Origin of the sequence: Streptomyces sp. NPDC058653, assembly GCF_042716895.1 — a bacterium.
Classification (GTDB): domain Bacteria; phylum Actinomycetota; class Actinomycetes; order Streptomycetales; family Streptomycetaceae; genus Streptomyces.
The window spans coordinates 1-12,320 of record NZ_JBHXRM010000064.1 but is presented as its reverse complement, the minus strand read 5'-3'; the positions used below and the strand labels follow the sequence as shown (position 1 = coordinate 12,320).

The window sequence follows — 12,320 nt, the reverse complement described above, 5'->3', positions numbered from 1 at the left end:
GTGCTGTGCCCGCTGACGTCTCGTCAGATTCGTTCGGTCGTCAGGCGGGCGGCGCGAACAGATCGTTCTGGGCGGCGTCCCGCGCGGTGAGGAGGGCGCCGCGCAGGACGGCCGCGCCGCCCAGCGACGTCGCCACGACCTCCGTACGGAGAGGAGACATCTCCGCCAGGCGGGCCTCGACACGGGAGGCCAGCGCCGTACCGCCCGCCTGGCCGACCTCACCCGCGAGGACCACCCTGCCCGGGTCGAGTACGGCGCTGATGGCCGCGGCGCCGACCGCGAGCCGCGCGGCGAGGGCGTCGAGGAAGGCCTCGCCAGCCCTGCCCGCCCCGAACGCGGCGCGCACGACCGCCGCCGCCGGTGGTTCCTGGGGGCCGGCTTCGGCGAACAGACCGTGGCTCTCGGCGAGTTCGCAGATGGCCGCCGAGCCGGCGAGTGAGTGGAAACCCCCGTCGCAGCCGGTGGCCGAGGGCAGTCCCGAGGTCCCCGGCACCGGCAGGAAGCCGATCTCGCCGGCGCCGCCCGACGCCCCTCGTCGGACCTTGCCGTCCAGGACGAGCGCCGCGCCCACCCCGAGACCCAGCCACAGCAGGACGAAGGTGCCCTGGCCCCGGGTGGCGCCGACGCGCTGTTCGGCGACGGCGGCGAGGTTGGTCTCGTTCTCGACGAGGACGGTGGCCGAGAGGCGTTCCTGAAGGGCGGCGACAAGTCTTCGGTGCCAGGCGGGCACACCGCTGGTCTCCCGGAGTTCGCCGGTGACCGGGTCGATCAGGCCGGGCGCTCCGATGCCGACACTGTGCAGCCGCACCGCGCCCGCCTCGCGGGCGGTGCGTTCCAGCAGGGCCGCCGCGCCCTCGACGGCCGATTCGATCCCGGTGTCACCGCCTATGGGCAGCACCGCCTCGGCGAGGGTCGCCCCCAGAAGGTCGCTGACGACGACCGCGACGCTCTGGGTGCGGACGTCGAGCGCCGCGAGATGCGCCCGGTCGGCGACCAGCCCGTACAGACGGGCGTTGGGGCCGCGCCGTCTGCCGCCGGTCTCGCCGACGATCGTGACCAGGCCGGAGCCCTGGAGCCGCTCCACGAGGTCGGCGACGGTGGGCCGGGAGAGCCCCGTGAGTGTTTTGAGCTGTCCCGCCGTCAACGGGCCTTCTTCCTGGAGCAGTTCCAGGGCGAGGCGGTCGTTGATGGCCCGTGCCGTGCTCGGGGATGCGGCCATACCTGGATCCTTCCAGATGTCCGTGGGGTTCTTGCGACCGGTGCCATCTATTTATCAAGCAGGGTTCCTGATAGTTTACTGCCGCACTGTTGGACCGGCGCCATCGCGCCGCAGGGGGAGGACACGACGGAATGACGACCGGACCGCCCGTCTTCGACAAGCGACGACTGCGGCAGGCACGGTTCGCCGTGGCCGCCGTCTTCCTGGTGCATGGATCCGTCACCGGCAGTTTCGCGACCCGAATACCCTGGATCCAGGACCACGCGTCCCTGAGCGCCGGGCAGTTGGGGCTCGCGCTCGCGTTCCCCGCCATCGGCGCCTCGGTCGCGATGCCACTGGCCGGGACGGTGAGCCACCGCTTCGGCGCCCGTACGGCGCTGCGCGGACTGCTCGCGCTCTGGACGCTCTCCCTCACCCTTCCCGCGCTCGCCCCCAATCTGCTGACGCTCTGTCTGGCGCTGTTCGTCTACGGCGCCACCTCGGGCATGTCGGACGTGGCGATGAACGCGCTCGGGGTGGAGATCGAGAACCGGCTCGACAAGTCGATCATGTCCAGCCTGCACGGGATGTGGAGCTCGGGCGCGCTCCTCGGCTCCGCCGGCGGCACCCTCGCCGCGCACATGGACAGCGACGCGCGCGTGCACCATCTGATCGCGGCGAGCGTGCTCACGGTCGCGGGGCTGATCGCCTGCCGGTGGGTGCTCGACCTGCGCAGCGCGCCGGACGACGAGCCGCCGCCGCGCTTCGCCCTGCCGCCGAGGTCCGCCCTGCTCATCGGCGCGGTCGGATTCTGCGCGGTCTTCGCGGAGGGCGCGAGCCTCGACTGGTCGGCGGTGTATCTGGAGGACGTGCTCGACACCTCCCCCGGTCTCGCCGCCGCGTCCACCACGGCCTTCGCGCTCACCATGGCGGTCGCCCGGCTGCTCGGCGACAGGGTGGTCGACCGCTTCGGCGCCGTACGGTGCGTCAGGGTCGGCGGCTTCTCCGCCACCCTCGGCGGCCTGCTGGTGGTCGTCGCGCCCGGTCCGGTGGTCGCGATGGCCGGATTCGCCTTCGTGGGGCTGGGGGTGGCCGTGGTCGTACCGCTGGCGTTCGCCGCCGCCGGGCGCAGCGGGCCCAACCCGAGCCAGGCCATCGCGGGCGTCGCGACCATCACCTACACGTCGGGGCTGATCGCCCCCTCGGCGATCGGCGCGGTGGCCGACACGACCTCCCTGGTCGTCTCGTTCGGTCTGGTGACCGTGCTGGCCTTCGGGCTGGTGCTGGGGGCGAGCGTGCTGAAGACCGGGGACCGGCGTCCGGCCCCGGCGCCCGGAACAGCGGCGCCCGCGCCCTCCGTGCAGAAGGACTGACCGGGGGCACGGACAAGCGCACGCCGGACAACCGCACACCGGACACGCGTACGCCGGACGGGCCGGGAGCCCGGGGCCCGTCCGGCGCACGCGGGGGCTCAGGGCGCGATCGAGTCGAGCTGCTCGGCGGCCGGCCGGAGCGCCCAGAGGTCGCCCAGGGGCGGCTCCTGAAGCCGGGGTACGGCGGCCCGCGCCTTCCGGTTTCCGGCGTCGGCCGCCGCGTGGACGATGTCGCTCGCGGCGTACCGGTGGAACTCCAGCTCCGGGTGCGGCCAGGCGGTACTCGCGGTGGCGGCAGGCAGCAGGTACTCGACGGCCTTGAAGAGGCTCTGGCCCTCCGGCCCCCGGTGGTCCCAGAGGTTCACCCCGACGTGCCTGCCGATGTCGGCGAGCCGGGTGTGGGCGACGAGCGAGAACGTCGAGTAGTGCCAACTGCGGGTACGGGCGAGCTCCTGCGGCTGGGTGCCGTCGCCCTCGATCTGGGTGTCGATCCGCTTCGCCCGCGCGTCCTCCACGACCTGGCGGGCGAGGGCCTTGTCGCCGGTGGCGAGGGCGAGACCGGCGACCTGCATGTCCATGAAGGTGCCGTGGTTGTTGGCGGCGGCCGACTCCTCCTTTCCGAAGGGGGAGTTGACGAGCCAGTCCAGGAAGTCCTCGTTCCAGGCACGCATGCCGGCCCGGTCCGCCGTGGTCCAGCCGGGTGCGCCGGTCTCCAGGATCGCGAGCGCGTCGAGCACGCTCGTGTACTGCTGGGAGAAGTCGATGATCCCGATCGCGCGCCCGTCGAACTTGCACGGGATGAACTGGCCGTGGTTCAGGTTCGGGTTCATCCGGGTCGCCGGGTCGACGAACCAGGTGCGCAGGATGTCGGCCGCGTGCGTCGCGTACTTGCTCTCACCCGTGTAGTACCAGGCGAGGCTCAGGGCCGTGGTGGAGTTGAAGACCTTCCCGATGTCGGGGCGGTCGGTGCCGGTGTCGACCTCGGGGTTGCGCTCGCCGTCGCGCTGGACGTACGGGCAGCCCCAGGGGTTCTCCTCGGTCTTGGGCTGGGTCGGCCACCAGTACGGGGCCTGGCTGAGGTAGTCGTGGGGATCGCCGCTCGGCGCGGGCTTCGGTTTGTCGGTGACGGTCCAGGGGCCCTGTTCGAGCCAGGTGTCGGCGGTGGCCGTGAGCCGGCTCACGGAACGGCGCAACTCCCGGTCCCCGGCGTCCAGTCGGGCCTTGGCCTGGCGCATGCGCGAGCCGTCGATGACCACGGTCCGGGGGACCCCGGCCTTCCCGGCCTGGGCGGTCCCGGTCCGCGCCGTCGCCGCCCGGGCGGCGGACCCCGGATCCACGGCGGAGGAGGACGACACGGGCACGAGGACGGCGGCCAGGGCCGCCGAGGCGGTCAGCAGGGCGCCGAGGTGCCGTCGGGTTCTGCTCCTCATCGAGCACTCCCATCATGTATGTGAATGATGTTCACGAACAAGACCGTGTGAGCTGCGAGCGTAGAGCCAGCCGACTGCGACGAACAATGCCTGGAACAGGATTCAGGGGACGGAACCCAGGAGTTGGCAGGGACCCGAGAGGCGCCGAGCGGCGGGCCATACGATGACCTGATCTTTTCTGGCGCCGGATTCGGAAGTGGAGCACCCTCATGAAGCTCGGTGTGCGCTGGACCCTGCACGGCGACGGGCGAACCCCCGCGCCCGGCGCCGTCGTTCGCCCCGACGAACGGCTCTCCTGGCCCCGTACGGCCGGACTTGGCGCCCAGCACGTGGTGGCGATGTTCGGCGCCTCGTTCGTCGCGCCCGTCCTGATGGGTCTCGACCCCAACCTCGCGATCATGATGTCCGGCGTCGCGACGATCCTCTTCCTGCTGGCCACCTGCGGCCAGGTGCCCAGTTATCTCGGCTGTTCGCTCTCCTTCGTCGGGGTCGCGGCGACGATCCGGGCGTCGGGCGGCGACAGCGCCACCGTGACCGGCGCGGTCTTCGTCGTCGCCGTCGCCCTCTTCCTCTCCGGTCTGGTCGTACGGCACTTCGGCGCCCGGATCATCCACGCCGCGATGCCACCGGTCGTGACGGGCGCGGTGGTGATGCTGATCGGGTTCAATCTGGCGCCCGTCTCCGCCAAGACGTACTGGCCCCAGGACCAGTGGACCGCGCTGCTGGTGATGGTGGTCACCGCGGTCGCCGTGGTCTGTCTGCGCGGATTCTGGTCACGTATCGCGATCTTCCTCGGGCTGCTCTTCGGCTATGCCGTCTCCTGGCTCTTCGACCGGATATTCGGCAGGATCCACTCCCCGGTGGGCGGCGCCGAGTCCGTCGACCACTGGCGGCTGGATCTGTCCCTGGTCGGGGACGCCGACTGGGTCGGGCTGCCCGACTTCCACGGGCCGAGCTTCGAGTGGTCGGCCATCCTCGTCGCGCTTCCGGTCGTGATCGCGCTGATCGCGGAGAACGCCGGGCATGTGAAGGCCGTCGGCGAGATGACCGGCGACTCGCTGGACGGCAAGCTGGGCACGGCGATCGCCGCCGACGGCGCCGCGTCGATGCTCTCCACCGCCGTCGGCGGGCCGCCCAACACCACGTACTCCGAGAACATCGGCGTGATGGCCGCCACCCGCGTCTACTCGACGGCGGCCTACTGGGCCGCCGCCGGCTTCGCCCTGCTCTTCGGCCTCTGCCCCAAGTTCGGCGCCGTCGTGGCCGCGATTCCCGGCGGGGTGCTGGGCGGGATCACCGTCATTCTCTACGGCATGATCGGCCTGCTCGGCGCGCAGATCTGGATCAACGCCGGGGTGGATCTGCGTAATCCGCTCAATCTGGTGCCGGCGGCCGCGGGCATCATCATCGGCGTCGGCGGGGTCGGTCTGAGGTTCACCGACAGCTTCGAGCTCAGCGGCATCGCGCTCGGCACGCTCGTCGTCATCGTCGGGCACCATGTGTTGCGCGCCTTCGCCCCGACGCATCTGAAGGGCGGGGGACCGCCGCTCGACTCCGGCACCTCGGCGTACGAGGGCGGCGGCGAAGGGCCCGGCCGTCCCCCGTTCTGACGAAGTCCCGCTCCCCCGGCCCCGGGCGGGCCCTCGGGCTGGGAGTCTCCCCCCATGGCGGAGACGCACCTGCTCACGGCCCCGGCCGAACCACGTACCGCACCGGCCGACGACGACGGTCGGCCACCCGACTCGGTGTGGCAGCGCATGGACGCGCTGCGTTCGGCGTGGCCCGAGGGTGACGGCCTGGCCGTGTTCAACGGGCTCTGTCTGTCCGGCGCGGGCGACATCGAGGTGTCGTACGGAGGCGGTCGCGCGGCGACGGCCGGCACCGGGGACGCGGCGGCGCTGCGCTCGGCCCTCGCCGAGCGGTACTTGGCGGCGGTGGACGCGGTGGCGGTCGGCGGGCGGGCACCGGCGGCCTGGCGGCCGCTCTTCCGGTACCGGCGCCATCCGCGCGTACGGCCCCCGCAGTTCGCGCTCGCGGGCGTCAACGCCCATGTGGGGCACGATCTGGCGCTCGCCGTGCTCGATCTGTGCCGGGCACGGGGGTGCGAACCGGCGGCCCTGGAAGGGGCGTTCGCGCGGGTCGGCGACGCGCTCGCGCTGCTGGTCGGGCGCGTCGGCGGGCCGGGGGCGCGTCTGCCCGGTCCCTGGAGCCTGGATCGTGCTCTCCAGGAGGCCTGGTCGTCCGCGCTGGTGCTGCGGGGGGTGCGGGAAGTGCCGCCCCTGGCCGAGGAGTTCAGGGAGCGGATGGACGAGCGGGTGGGGCTGGTCGGGCGGCGCCTGCTCACGCCGTACGGCTGAAGCGCCTCCGGTGCGGGAGCCGCCCCCCGTACGGCTCAGTCCTCCGGCAGCTCCACCGGGGCGATCTCGTCGTACATGTCCCCCGGCCCCGGGTTGGCCGGGTCCGTGGCACCGCCGAAGTGGGTCATCACGCCCCACACGGCGTTGAGCGCGGTCTGTACGGCGCCCTCCGCCCATCCCGCGGTCCAGGAGATGTCGTCGCCCGCGAGGAAGATGCCGCGCTTGTCCGCGGGGAGCCGGTCCTGCATGAAGTGGGTGAACAGACGGCGCTGGTAGCGGTAGTGACCCGGCAGGTTCGCCTTGAACGCGCCCATGAAGTAGGGCTCGTTCTCCCACGAGACCGTCACCGGGCTGCCGATGACGTGCTCGCGGATGTCCACATTCGGATAGATCTCGCCGAGCGACTTCAGCATGACCTCCATCCGCTCGTTGGCGGACAGCGGCAGCCACTTGAGGCTGTCGTCGCACCAGGTGTAGGAGAGACAGATGACGGCCGGCCGGTCCGGCCCGTTGTCCAGGAGGTAGGTGCCCCGGGTCATACGGTCGGTGAGCGTCATCGACATCGTGTCGCGGCCGGTCGGGTTCCCCCGGTCGTCGACGGCCTTGTCCAGCCAGAACGGCCGGTCCACCGGGACGAAGAGCTTGGACGACTCCATGTAGTGGGTGCGCTCCATCGCCGTCCAGTGGTCGATCGGGAAGAGCGAGTCGGAGCAGTCGATCTTCGAGAGCAGCATCCAGGACTGCGCGGTGAAGACGGCGGCGCGGTAGGTGCGGATGCCGCCCGAGGCATCGGTGACGGTGATCCGGTCGCCCGCCGTACGGCGCAGCCGGGTCACGGCCCCGCGCGGCTCGCCGCCGTGCAGGGAGGAGAGAGAGGTGCCGAGCGGCCAGTGCGTGATCTTGGCGGGCTCCCGCTCCCAGAGGCGCAGCGGGAGTTGCCTGCTGCCGCCGACGATGCCGCGGTGGTGGTCGTCGGCCTCGGAGTAGACGACGCGCAGGATCTCCAGGATGGAGTTGGGGAAGTCGGTGTCCCAGCCGCCCGTACCGAAGCCGACCTGGCCGAAGATCTCGCGGTGCCGGAAGGACTTGAAGGCCTCGGAGTCGCAGAGGAAGCCGTAGAAGGTCTGGTTGTCGAGCTTCTCCACCAGGCGGGCCCAGATCTCCCGGATACGGGGCACGTCGCGCTCGCGCATGGCGCGGTTCATGTCGGAGAAGTCGGCGCCCTCCTCCAGACAGGTGTTCCAGGCGGCCATCACGTCGCGGAAGACCTGCGGCAGATCGTCGATCGTCTCGGCGTAGTGCGACTCGCCCTTGAGATCCACGACGGTCGAAGGGGTGCCGGGGGCGAGGGGGTTGGGGAAGGGCTCGGTGACCAGGCCGACCAGGTCGATGTAGTGCTGGAGCGCGGTGGAGGACGGCGGGAAGCGCATCGCGCCCATCTCGGCGGTCAGGGAGGGGTCGCAGCCGTCGAAGCCGACGGTACGCAGCCGGCCGCCGATCCGGTCAGCCTCGTAGACGACGGGGCGCAGGCCCATCTTCATCAGCTCGTACGCGGCGACGATGCCGGAGAGGCCGCCGCCGATGACCGCGACCTCGGCGCCGTGCTCGGTCGCCGGTACCTGGCCGACGCCCGCGGGATGGGCGAGATAGTCGTCGTAGGCGTACGGGAAGTCCGGACCGAACATGGTGATCGGCGGCAGGCCGGGGTCCGGCTGCGCCTCTGGGTGCTGGGCGGCGGTGGGCAGCGTGGACGTCATGGGGTACGGACTCCTTGCGGGGGCAGGCGTGGGCCGGCGTGCGGGGCGGGGCGGGGCGCGGGGTGGCGGGGCGGAATCGGTCGGCGGTCGGGGGCGCGGCGGTCGGCGGTCAGTGCAGGGAGCCGTAGAGACCGGGGCGCCGGTCGCGCAGATACGGGTTGGCGGCGCGGGAGGCCCGTAGCAGCTCGGGGTCGACGTCGCCGAAGAGCAGTTCCTCGCCGCGTCCCGCCCTCGCGCGCGTGGTGCCGTCCGGCCCGGCCAGACAGCTCAGCCCGACGAACTCGAACGCCGATGCGCCCTCGCCCTCCCGGCCGGTCCGGTTCACATACGCCACGTACATCTGGTTCTCGAAGGCGCGCACCGGCACGACCGACGCGGCGACGAACTCGAACGGGTGCATCTGGGCGGTCGGCACCAGCAGCAGATCGGTCCCGGCGAGCGCGTGGGCGCGTACGTACTCCGGGAACTCGACGTCGTAGCAGATCATGATCCCGACCCGCAGACCGCCGAGTTCGGCCTGCACGACCGGGGTGTCGCCCGGGGTGAACCACTCCTGCTCGAAGCCGCCGTAGAGATGGGTCTTGCGGTAATTGGCGAGGGACGAGCCGTCCGATCCGATGAGCCGGGCGGCGTTGTGGACACGCGCGGACGCGCCCTCGCCCGCGCGCTCCGGGTATCCGTACAGGACCGCGATGCCGTACTCGTCGGCGATCCGGGCGACGGCCTCGGCGGCGGGACCGTCGGCGGGCTCGGCCAGCCGGGAGACGTCGGCGCCGATGGCGTAGCCGGTGAGGAACAGCTCGGGGCAGACCAGCAGCGCCGCCCCGCCTGCCGCCGCCTCTCGGGCGGCGCCCGCGACGGACTCAAGGTTCTTCACGGTGTCGCCGGGCCGGCCGGAGCTCTGGAGCAGGGCGATACGCGACGACGGCATGGCAGACCTCGGGACGTCGTGGTGTTCGGGGGGACATCCAGACGGTACGGCTCCGGCTTCCGCGGCGGCAAGGCGCCTCTGTTGCGTGTGAGCAGGGCAATCGTTGCGTCTTCGGGCCGCTCGACGGCGATTCGTTGCGTCGCTGGTCGCACCCCGTTCTCCGCCGTACGGCGGAGTCGATGGGGACCGTGGCGCGACGCCCCGAGACGCCCCGGCGCGGGACGGTGATCAGGCCCGGGGAGAGCCGGGCACCGGACATCGGTACCGGGGGAACCGGTACTGCCCAGAAGGGGCCTTCCATGATCTTCGCCGCACCGTCGTCCCGTCGCCGCACCCGCGTCTCAGCGGTGGGAGCCGCGCTGCTTCTCGCCGCCGCCGTCGCCACCACCGGCGGATCGGCCGTCGCCTCGGAGGACAGGGGCACCGGGGCGGGTGACCGGGGCACGAAGCGAGAGGCGGCGGCCCTCACCGGCACCGCCAAGCTGTACCGCTCGCTCGGTGACGACATCACCTTCTCCTTCGACGCCCACCTCGCCGCCGAGGACACCGCCGATCCGTCCAAGGCCACCGGCACGTTCCGCTTCAGCCACTATCTGAACGGCGAGGGCGCGTCGGCCGAGGTGGCGGTCGACTGCCTGGTCACCGGCGGAAAGGTGGCCGTCGTGAGCGGCACGATCACCAGGTCCGACCTGGAGGGCGCCGAGGGCAGGCGGGTCGGTGTCACCGTGCACGACCTGGGCGGGAAGGACCGGCTCGGCTACAGCTGGGCCTCCACCGGAAGCCCCGTCGACCAGGGGCCGCTGCCGAAGTGCGTGAGCTCCGCGCCGTTCGAGAAGGTCAAGGCGGGCACCGGCGACTTCAGGGTGGTGCCGTGGGAGCCGGGGTTCTGACCCGCTGAGCGGCGCGCAGGACGGCCGGGGCTCCCGTACGGGGGACGGGAGCCCCGGCACCGCGCCTGACGCAGGGGCGCTACCCGGGGGCGCCGGAGGAGAAGCGTCGGAGGAGCGGCGAGAGCACGAGGACCGATTTCGTACGTTCGACGTACGGCTCCCCCGCGATCTGTTCGAGCACCCGCTCGAAGTGGCGCATGTCGGCGGCGAAGACCTGGACCAGGGCGTCGGCGTCGCCCGTGACGGTCGACGCGGACACCACCTCCGGGTAGCGCGAGAGACCACGCCGGATGTCCTCGGGCGATGTCTTGTGACGGCAGTAGATCTCGACGAAACCCTCGGTCTCCCAGCCGAGCGCCGCCGGGTCCACCCGTACGGTGAAGCCCGTGATGGCGCCTTCGGCGCGCAGCCGGTCCACCCGCCGCTTCACGGCGGGCGCCGAGAGGCCGACCTCGGAGCCGATGTCCGCGAAGGAGCGGCGGGCGTCCTCGGCGAGGGCGTGCACGATGCGTTCGTCGAGCTTGTTGAGTCGCACTGCGGGTGGATCACTTCTCTGCGGGTGGTGGTCGCCGTGGCCGGCCGGGGGCGGGCGCGCCCCGCACCCGAAGTAGACCATGGGGCGGACGATCTCACCCATGATCACCCGGGCGGTCCCCACCGGGGCCGGACGGCGGAACATTCCGGGCCCTCGACGGGGCACCTGTACGGGGCGGGCACCCATGACCTCGGAGGCGCGCCCGCGCTCCGGGACGACGACCAGGATCGAGGAGCACGATGAGCTGGCTGGATCCCGCACCCTTCCTGCGTGGCGTGGGCTGGATGGACGGCGACCGGGTGGTGCGCGCGGATCCCTCGGACATGTCGCAGCTGTCGTGGGACATCGCCCAGCGGGCGGCGCTGCCTGTCGGTGTGCGGCTGGAGTTCGTCTCCGACGGCGCGGACGCCGTGGAGATCCGGTACCGCGCGACCGTGCCGGAGCCCGGCGACCCACTGCCCGAACTCGCCCACGGTTTCGCGCTCTGGGAGGGTCCTCGTCTCGTGGCCGAGACGTTCACCGAGCCGGTGCGCGAGCAGGTGGCGCACATCGAACTGCCGCCCTCACACGGCCCGTTCACCGTCCACCTCCCGGAGACGCACGCGCCCGAGATCCTGGGCGTACGGCCCGTCGGCGGAGCCCTCGCGCCCGCGCCGGAACAGCCGCGCTGGGTGGTCCACGGCGACTCGATCACCGAGGGCTGGTGGTCGACGCGCCCCGCGCGCTCCTGGCCCGCCGTCGCGGGCCGGGCGCTCGGTCTGGACACGGTCAACCTCGGTTACGCGGGCGCCGCCCGGGGCGAACTGGCCACCGCGTCCCACATCGCCGCGCTCCCCGCCCATCTGCTCACCCTGGCCTTCGGCACCAACTGCTGGTTCGGTGTGCCGTACTCGGCGCCGCTGCTCTACGAGACGACGCGCGCGTTCCTCGCCGTCGTACGAGAAGGGCATCCCCGCACACCGCTGCTGGTGGTCTCGCCCGTGCTGCGGCCCGACGCGGAGCACACCGGCAACGCGCTCGGGGCGACGCTCACCGAGCTGCGTACCGCCATGGAGGAAGCCGTACGCGACGGCGTCGCGGCGGGGGACGAACGGCTTCTGCTGCTCCCCGGCCGGGACCTGCTCGGGGAGGAGCACCTGGTGGACGGAGTGCACCCCGACGACAGCGGGCATGTTCTCATCGCGGAGGCGGTCGCGACCGCCCTGCGTGAAGCGGAATGTGTGCCGCCATTCGTGGTGCCGGCCGGACAGCGTCCTCTCGGCGGGCGGTCGTTCCCGGACAGGCGTTCGCGGACGGACAGCTCCCTGGGTGGATCCGATGGATGCCCGAAAGCGGGGTAGGCGAGTGATCGAGATGAGTGAAGAGCCGCACACGGTGATCGTCGAATCACCAAACCTGGACACGGCGTCCGCCCGCGGGGCCGCCGCCGAATTCCTGACGCAGCACTGCGCCTGGGCCGACCTCGACGCGGTGCTCCTCGTCGTCTCCGAGCTCGTGTCGAACGCCGTCCGGCACACGTCGGGCTGGTGGCGGCTCCATCTGCGGGCGGAGCGCGAGTCGTTGGTCGTGGAGATCGACGATTCGAGCCCCCAGCCACCGGTTCCGCGCGACCCCGACTTCGGCGGGGGCGGCGGCTTCGGGTGGCACATGGTGCTGAGGCTGGCGAACCGAGTGGAGATCCGGCCGCTGCCCGAGGGCAAGCGGGTACAGGCGGTCTGGGAACGGCCGTCGACACCGGCGACGGTCTAGGGCCGGGGTCCGGCGGCGCCGCGGCAGGCGACGCTCTCGTACGGAGCGGGTCTCGTGCGAGCACCGTTGTCGTACGACAACGGTGCTCGCACGAGACCCG

General features: G+C 72.1%; 11 protein-coding genes. 6 read left to right on the top strand and 5 right to left on the bottom strand.

Going from position 1 to position 12,320, the window contains the following annotated elements; genetic code table 11:
* Positions 1 to 40 precede the first annotated feature (40 nt).
* On the bottom strand, positions 41 to 1,219 hold the full coding sequence (locus ACFWU9_RS34055; protein WP_384324956.1) for an ROK family transcriptional regulator: 1,179 nt from the start codon (positions 1,217 to 1,219) through the stop codon (positions 41 to 43).
* A gap of 131 nt (positions 1,220 to 1,350) precedes the next feature.
* Between ACFWU9_RS34055 and ACFWU9_RS34050 the strand changes: the two genes are divergently transcribed.
* A complete protein-coding gene (locus tag ACFWU9_RS34050) occupies positions 1,351 to 2,571 on the top strand; it encodes an MFS transporter (RefSeq protein ID WP_384324955.1) in 1,221 nt (406 codons plus the stop codon).
* Positions 2,572 to 2,669: 98 nt separating this feature from the next.
* On the opposite strand, the gene ACFWU9_RS34045 is transcribed toward ACFWU9_RS34050, so the two are convergent.
* The gene (locus ACFWU9_RS34045) at positions 2,670 to 4,001 is read right to left on the bottom strand and encodes an alginate lyase family protein (protein ID WP_384324954.1); all 1,332 of its coding nucleotides are present in this window, start codon (positions 3,999 to 4,001) and stop codon (positions 2,670 to 2,672) included.
* Positions 4,002 to 4,210: 209 nt separating this feature from the next.
* On the opposite strand from ACFWU9_RS34045, the gene ACFWU9_RS34040 reads away from it, so the two are divergent.
* Together ACFWU9_RS34040 and ACFWU9_RS34035 are read left to right on the top strand one after the other, a co-directional pair.
* Entirely contained in the window at positions 4,211 to 5,611 is a 1,401-nt protein-coding gene (locus ACFWU9_RS34040; RefSeq protein ID WP_384324953.1) for a uracil-xanthine permease family protein, read from the top strand.
* Positions 5,612 to 5,665: 54 nt separating this feature from the next.
* Positions 5,666 to 6,358: a DUF5995 family protein gene (locus ACFWU9_RS34035; RefSeq protein ID WP_384324952.1), complete on the top strand. Its 693-nt coding sequence runs from the start codon at positions 5,666 to 5,668 to the stop codon at positions 6,356 to 6,358.
* 35 nt (positions 6,359 to 6,393) lie between these two features.
* Here the strand turns inward: ACFWU9_RS34035 and ACFWU9_RS34030 are convergent, their stop codons facing one another.
* Positions 6,394 to 8,115 (bottom strand): FAD-dependent oxidoreductase, encoded by a 1,722-nt coding sequence (locus tag ACFWU9_RS34030; protein ID WP_384324951.1) that lies wholly within the window; start codon positions 8,113 to 8,115, stop codon positions 6,394 to 6,396.
* 109 nt (positions 8,116 to 8,224) lie between these two features.
* The gene (locus tag ACFWU9_RS34025) at positions 8,225 to 9,046 is read right to left on the bottom strand and encodes a carbon-nitrogen hydrolase family protein (protein ID WP_384324950.1); all 822 of its coding nucleotides are present in this window, start codon (positions 9,044 to 9,046) and stop codon (positions 8,225 to 8,227) included.
* A gap of 299 nt (positions 9,047 to 9,345) precedes the next feature.
* On the opposite strand from ACFWU9_RS34025, the gene ACFWU9_RS34020 reads away from it, so the two are divergent.
* On the top strand, positions 9,346 to 9,936 hold the full coding sequence (locus ACFWU9_RS34020; RefSeq protein ID WP_384324949.1) for a Repetin: 591 nt from the start codon (positions 9,346 to 9,348) through the stop codon (positions 9,934 to 9,936).
* 79 nt (positions 9,937 to 10,015) lie between these two features.
* Here ACFWU9_RS34020 and ACFWU9_RS34015 read toward each other — a convergent pair whose 3' ends face one another.
* Complete coding sequence (locus ACFWU9_RS34015; RefSeq protein WP_384324948.1) at positions 10,016 to 10,471, bottom strand: Lrp/AsnC family transcriptional regulator; 456 nt, start codon at positions 10,469 to 10,471, stop codon at positions 10,016 to 10,018.
* 239 nt (positions 10,472 to 10,710) lie between these two features.
* On the opposite strand from ACFWU9_RS34015, the gene ACFWU9_RS34010 reads away from it, so the two are divergent.
* Together ACFWU9_RS34010 and ACFWU9_RS34005 are read left to right on the top strand one after the other, a co-directional pair.
* Positions 10,711 to 11,811, top strand: coding sequence for an SGNH/GDSL hydrolase family protein (locus ACFWU9_RS34010; RefSeq protein WP_384324947.1), 1,101 nt, complete (start codon positions 10,711 to 10,713; stop codon positions 11,809 to 11,811).
* Between the two features lie 13 nt (positions 11,812 to 11,824).
* The gene (locus ACFWU9_RS34005) at positions 11,825 to 12,220 is read left to right on the top strand and encodes an ATP-binding protein (RefSeq protein WP_384324946.1); all 396 of its coding nucleotides are present in this window, start codon (positions 11,825 to 11,827) and stop codon (positions 12,218 to 12,220) included.
* Positions 12,221 to 12,320: the final 100 nt, after the last annotated feature.

What these genes read in the sequence shown, in the direction of transcription:
- ACFWU9_RS34030 (WP_384324951.1), bottom strand. Translation starts at nt 8,115, where the DNA reads ATGACGTCCACGCTGCCCACCGCCGCCCAGCACCCAGAGGCGCAGCCG.
- ACFWU9_RS34025 (WP_384324950.1), bottom strand. Translation starts at nt 9,046, where the DNA reads ATGCCGTCGTCGCGTATCGCCCTGCTCCAGAGCTCCGGCCGGCCCGGC.
- ACFWU9_RS34040 (WP_384324953.1), top strand. Translation starts at nt 4,211, where the DNA reads ATGAAGCTCGGTGTGCGCTGGACCCTGCACGGCGACGGGCGAACCCCC.
- ACFWU9_RS34035 (WP_384324952.1), top strand. Translation starts at nt 5,666, where the DNA reads ATGGCGGAGACGCACCTGCTCACGGCCCCGGCCGAACCACGTACCGCA.
- ACFWU9_RS34045 (WP_384324954.1), bottom strand. Translation starts at nt 4,001, where the DNA reads ATGAGGAGCAGAACCCGACGGCACCTCGGCGCCCTGCTGACCGCCTCG.
- ACFWU9_RS34005 (WP_384324946.1), top strand. Translation starts at nt 11,825, where the DNA reads ATGAGTGAAGAGCCGCACACGGTGATCGTCGAATCACCAAACCTGGAC.
- ACFWU9_RS34020 (WP_384324949.1), top strand. Translation starts at nt 9,346, where the DNA reads ATGATCTTCGCCGCACCGTCGTCCCGTCGCCGCACCCGCGTCTCAGCG.
- ACFWU9_RS34050 (WP_384324955.1), top strand. Translation starts at nt 1,351, where the DNA reads ATGACGACCGGACCGCCCGTCTTCGACAAGCGACGACTGCGGCAGGCA.
- ACFWU9_RS34010 (WP_384324947.1), top strand. Translation starts at nt 10,711, where the DNA reads ATGAGCTGGCTGGATCCCGCACCCTTCCTGCGTGGCGTGGGCTGGATG.
- ACFWU9_RS34055 (WP_384324956.1), bottom strand. Translation starts at nt 1,219, where the DNA reads ATGGCCGCATCCCCGAGCACGGCACGGGCCATCAACGACCGCCTCGCC.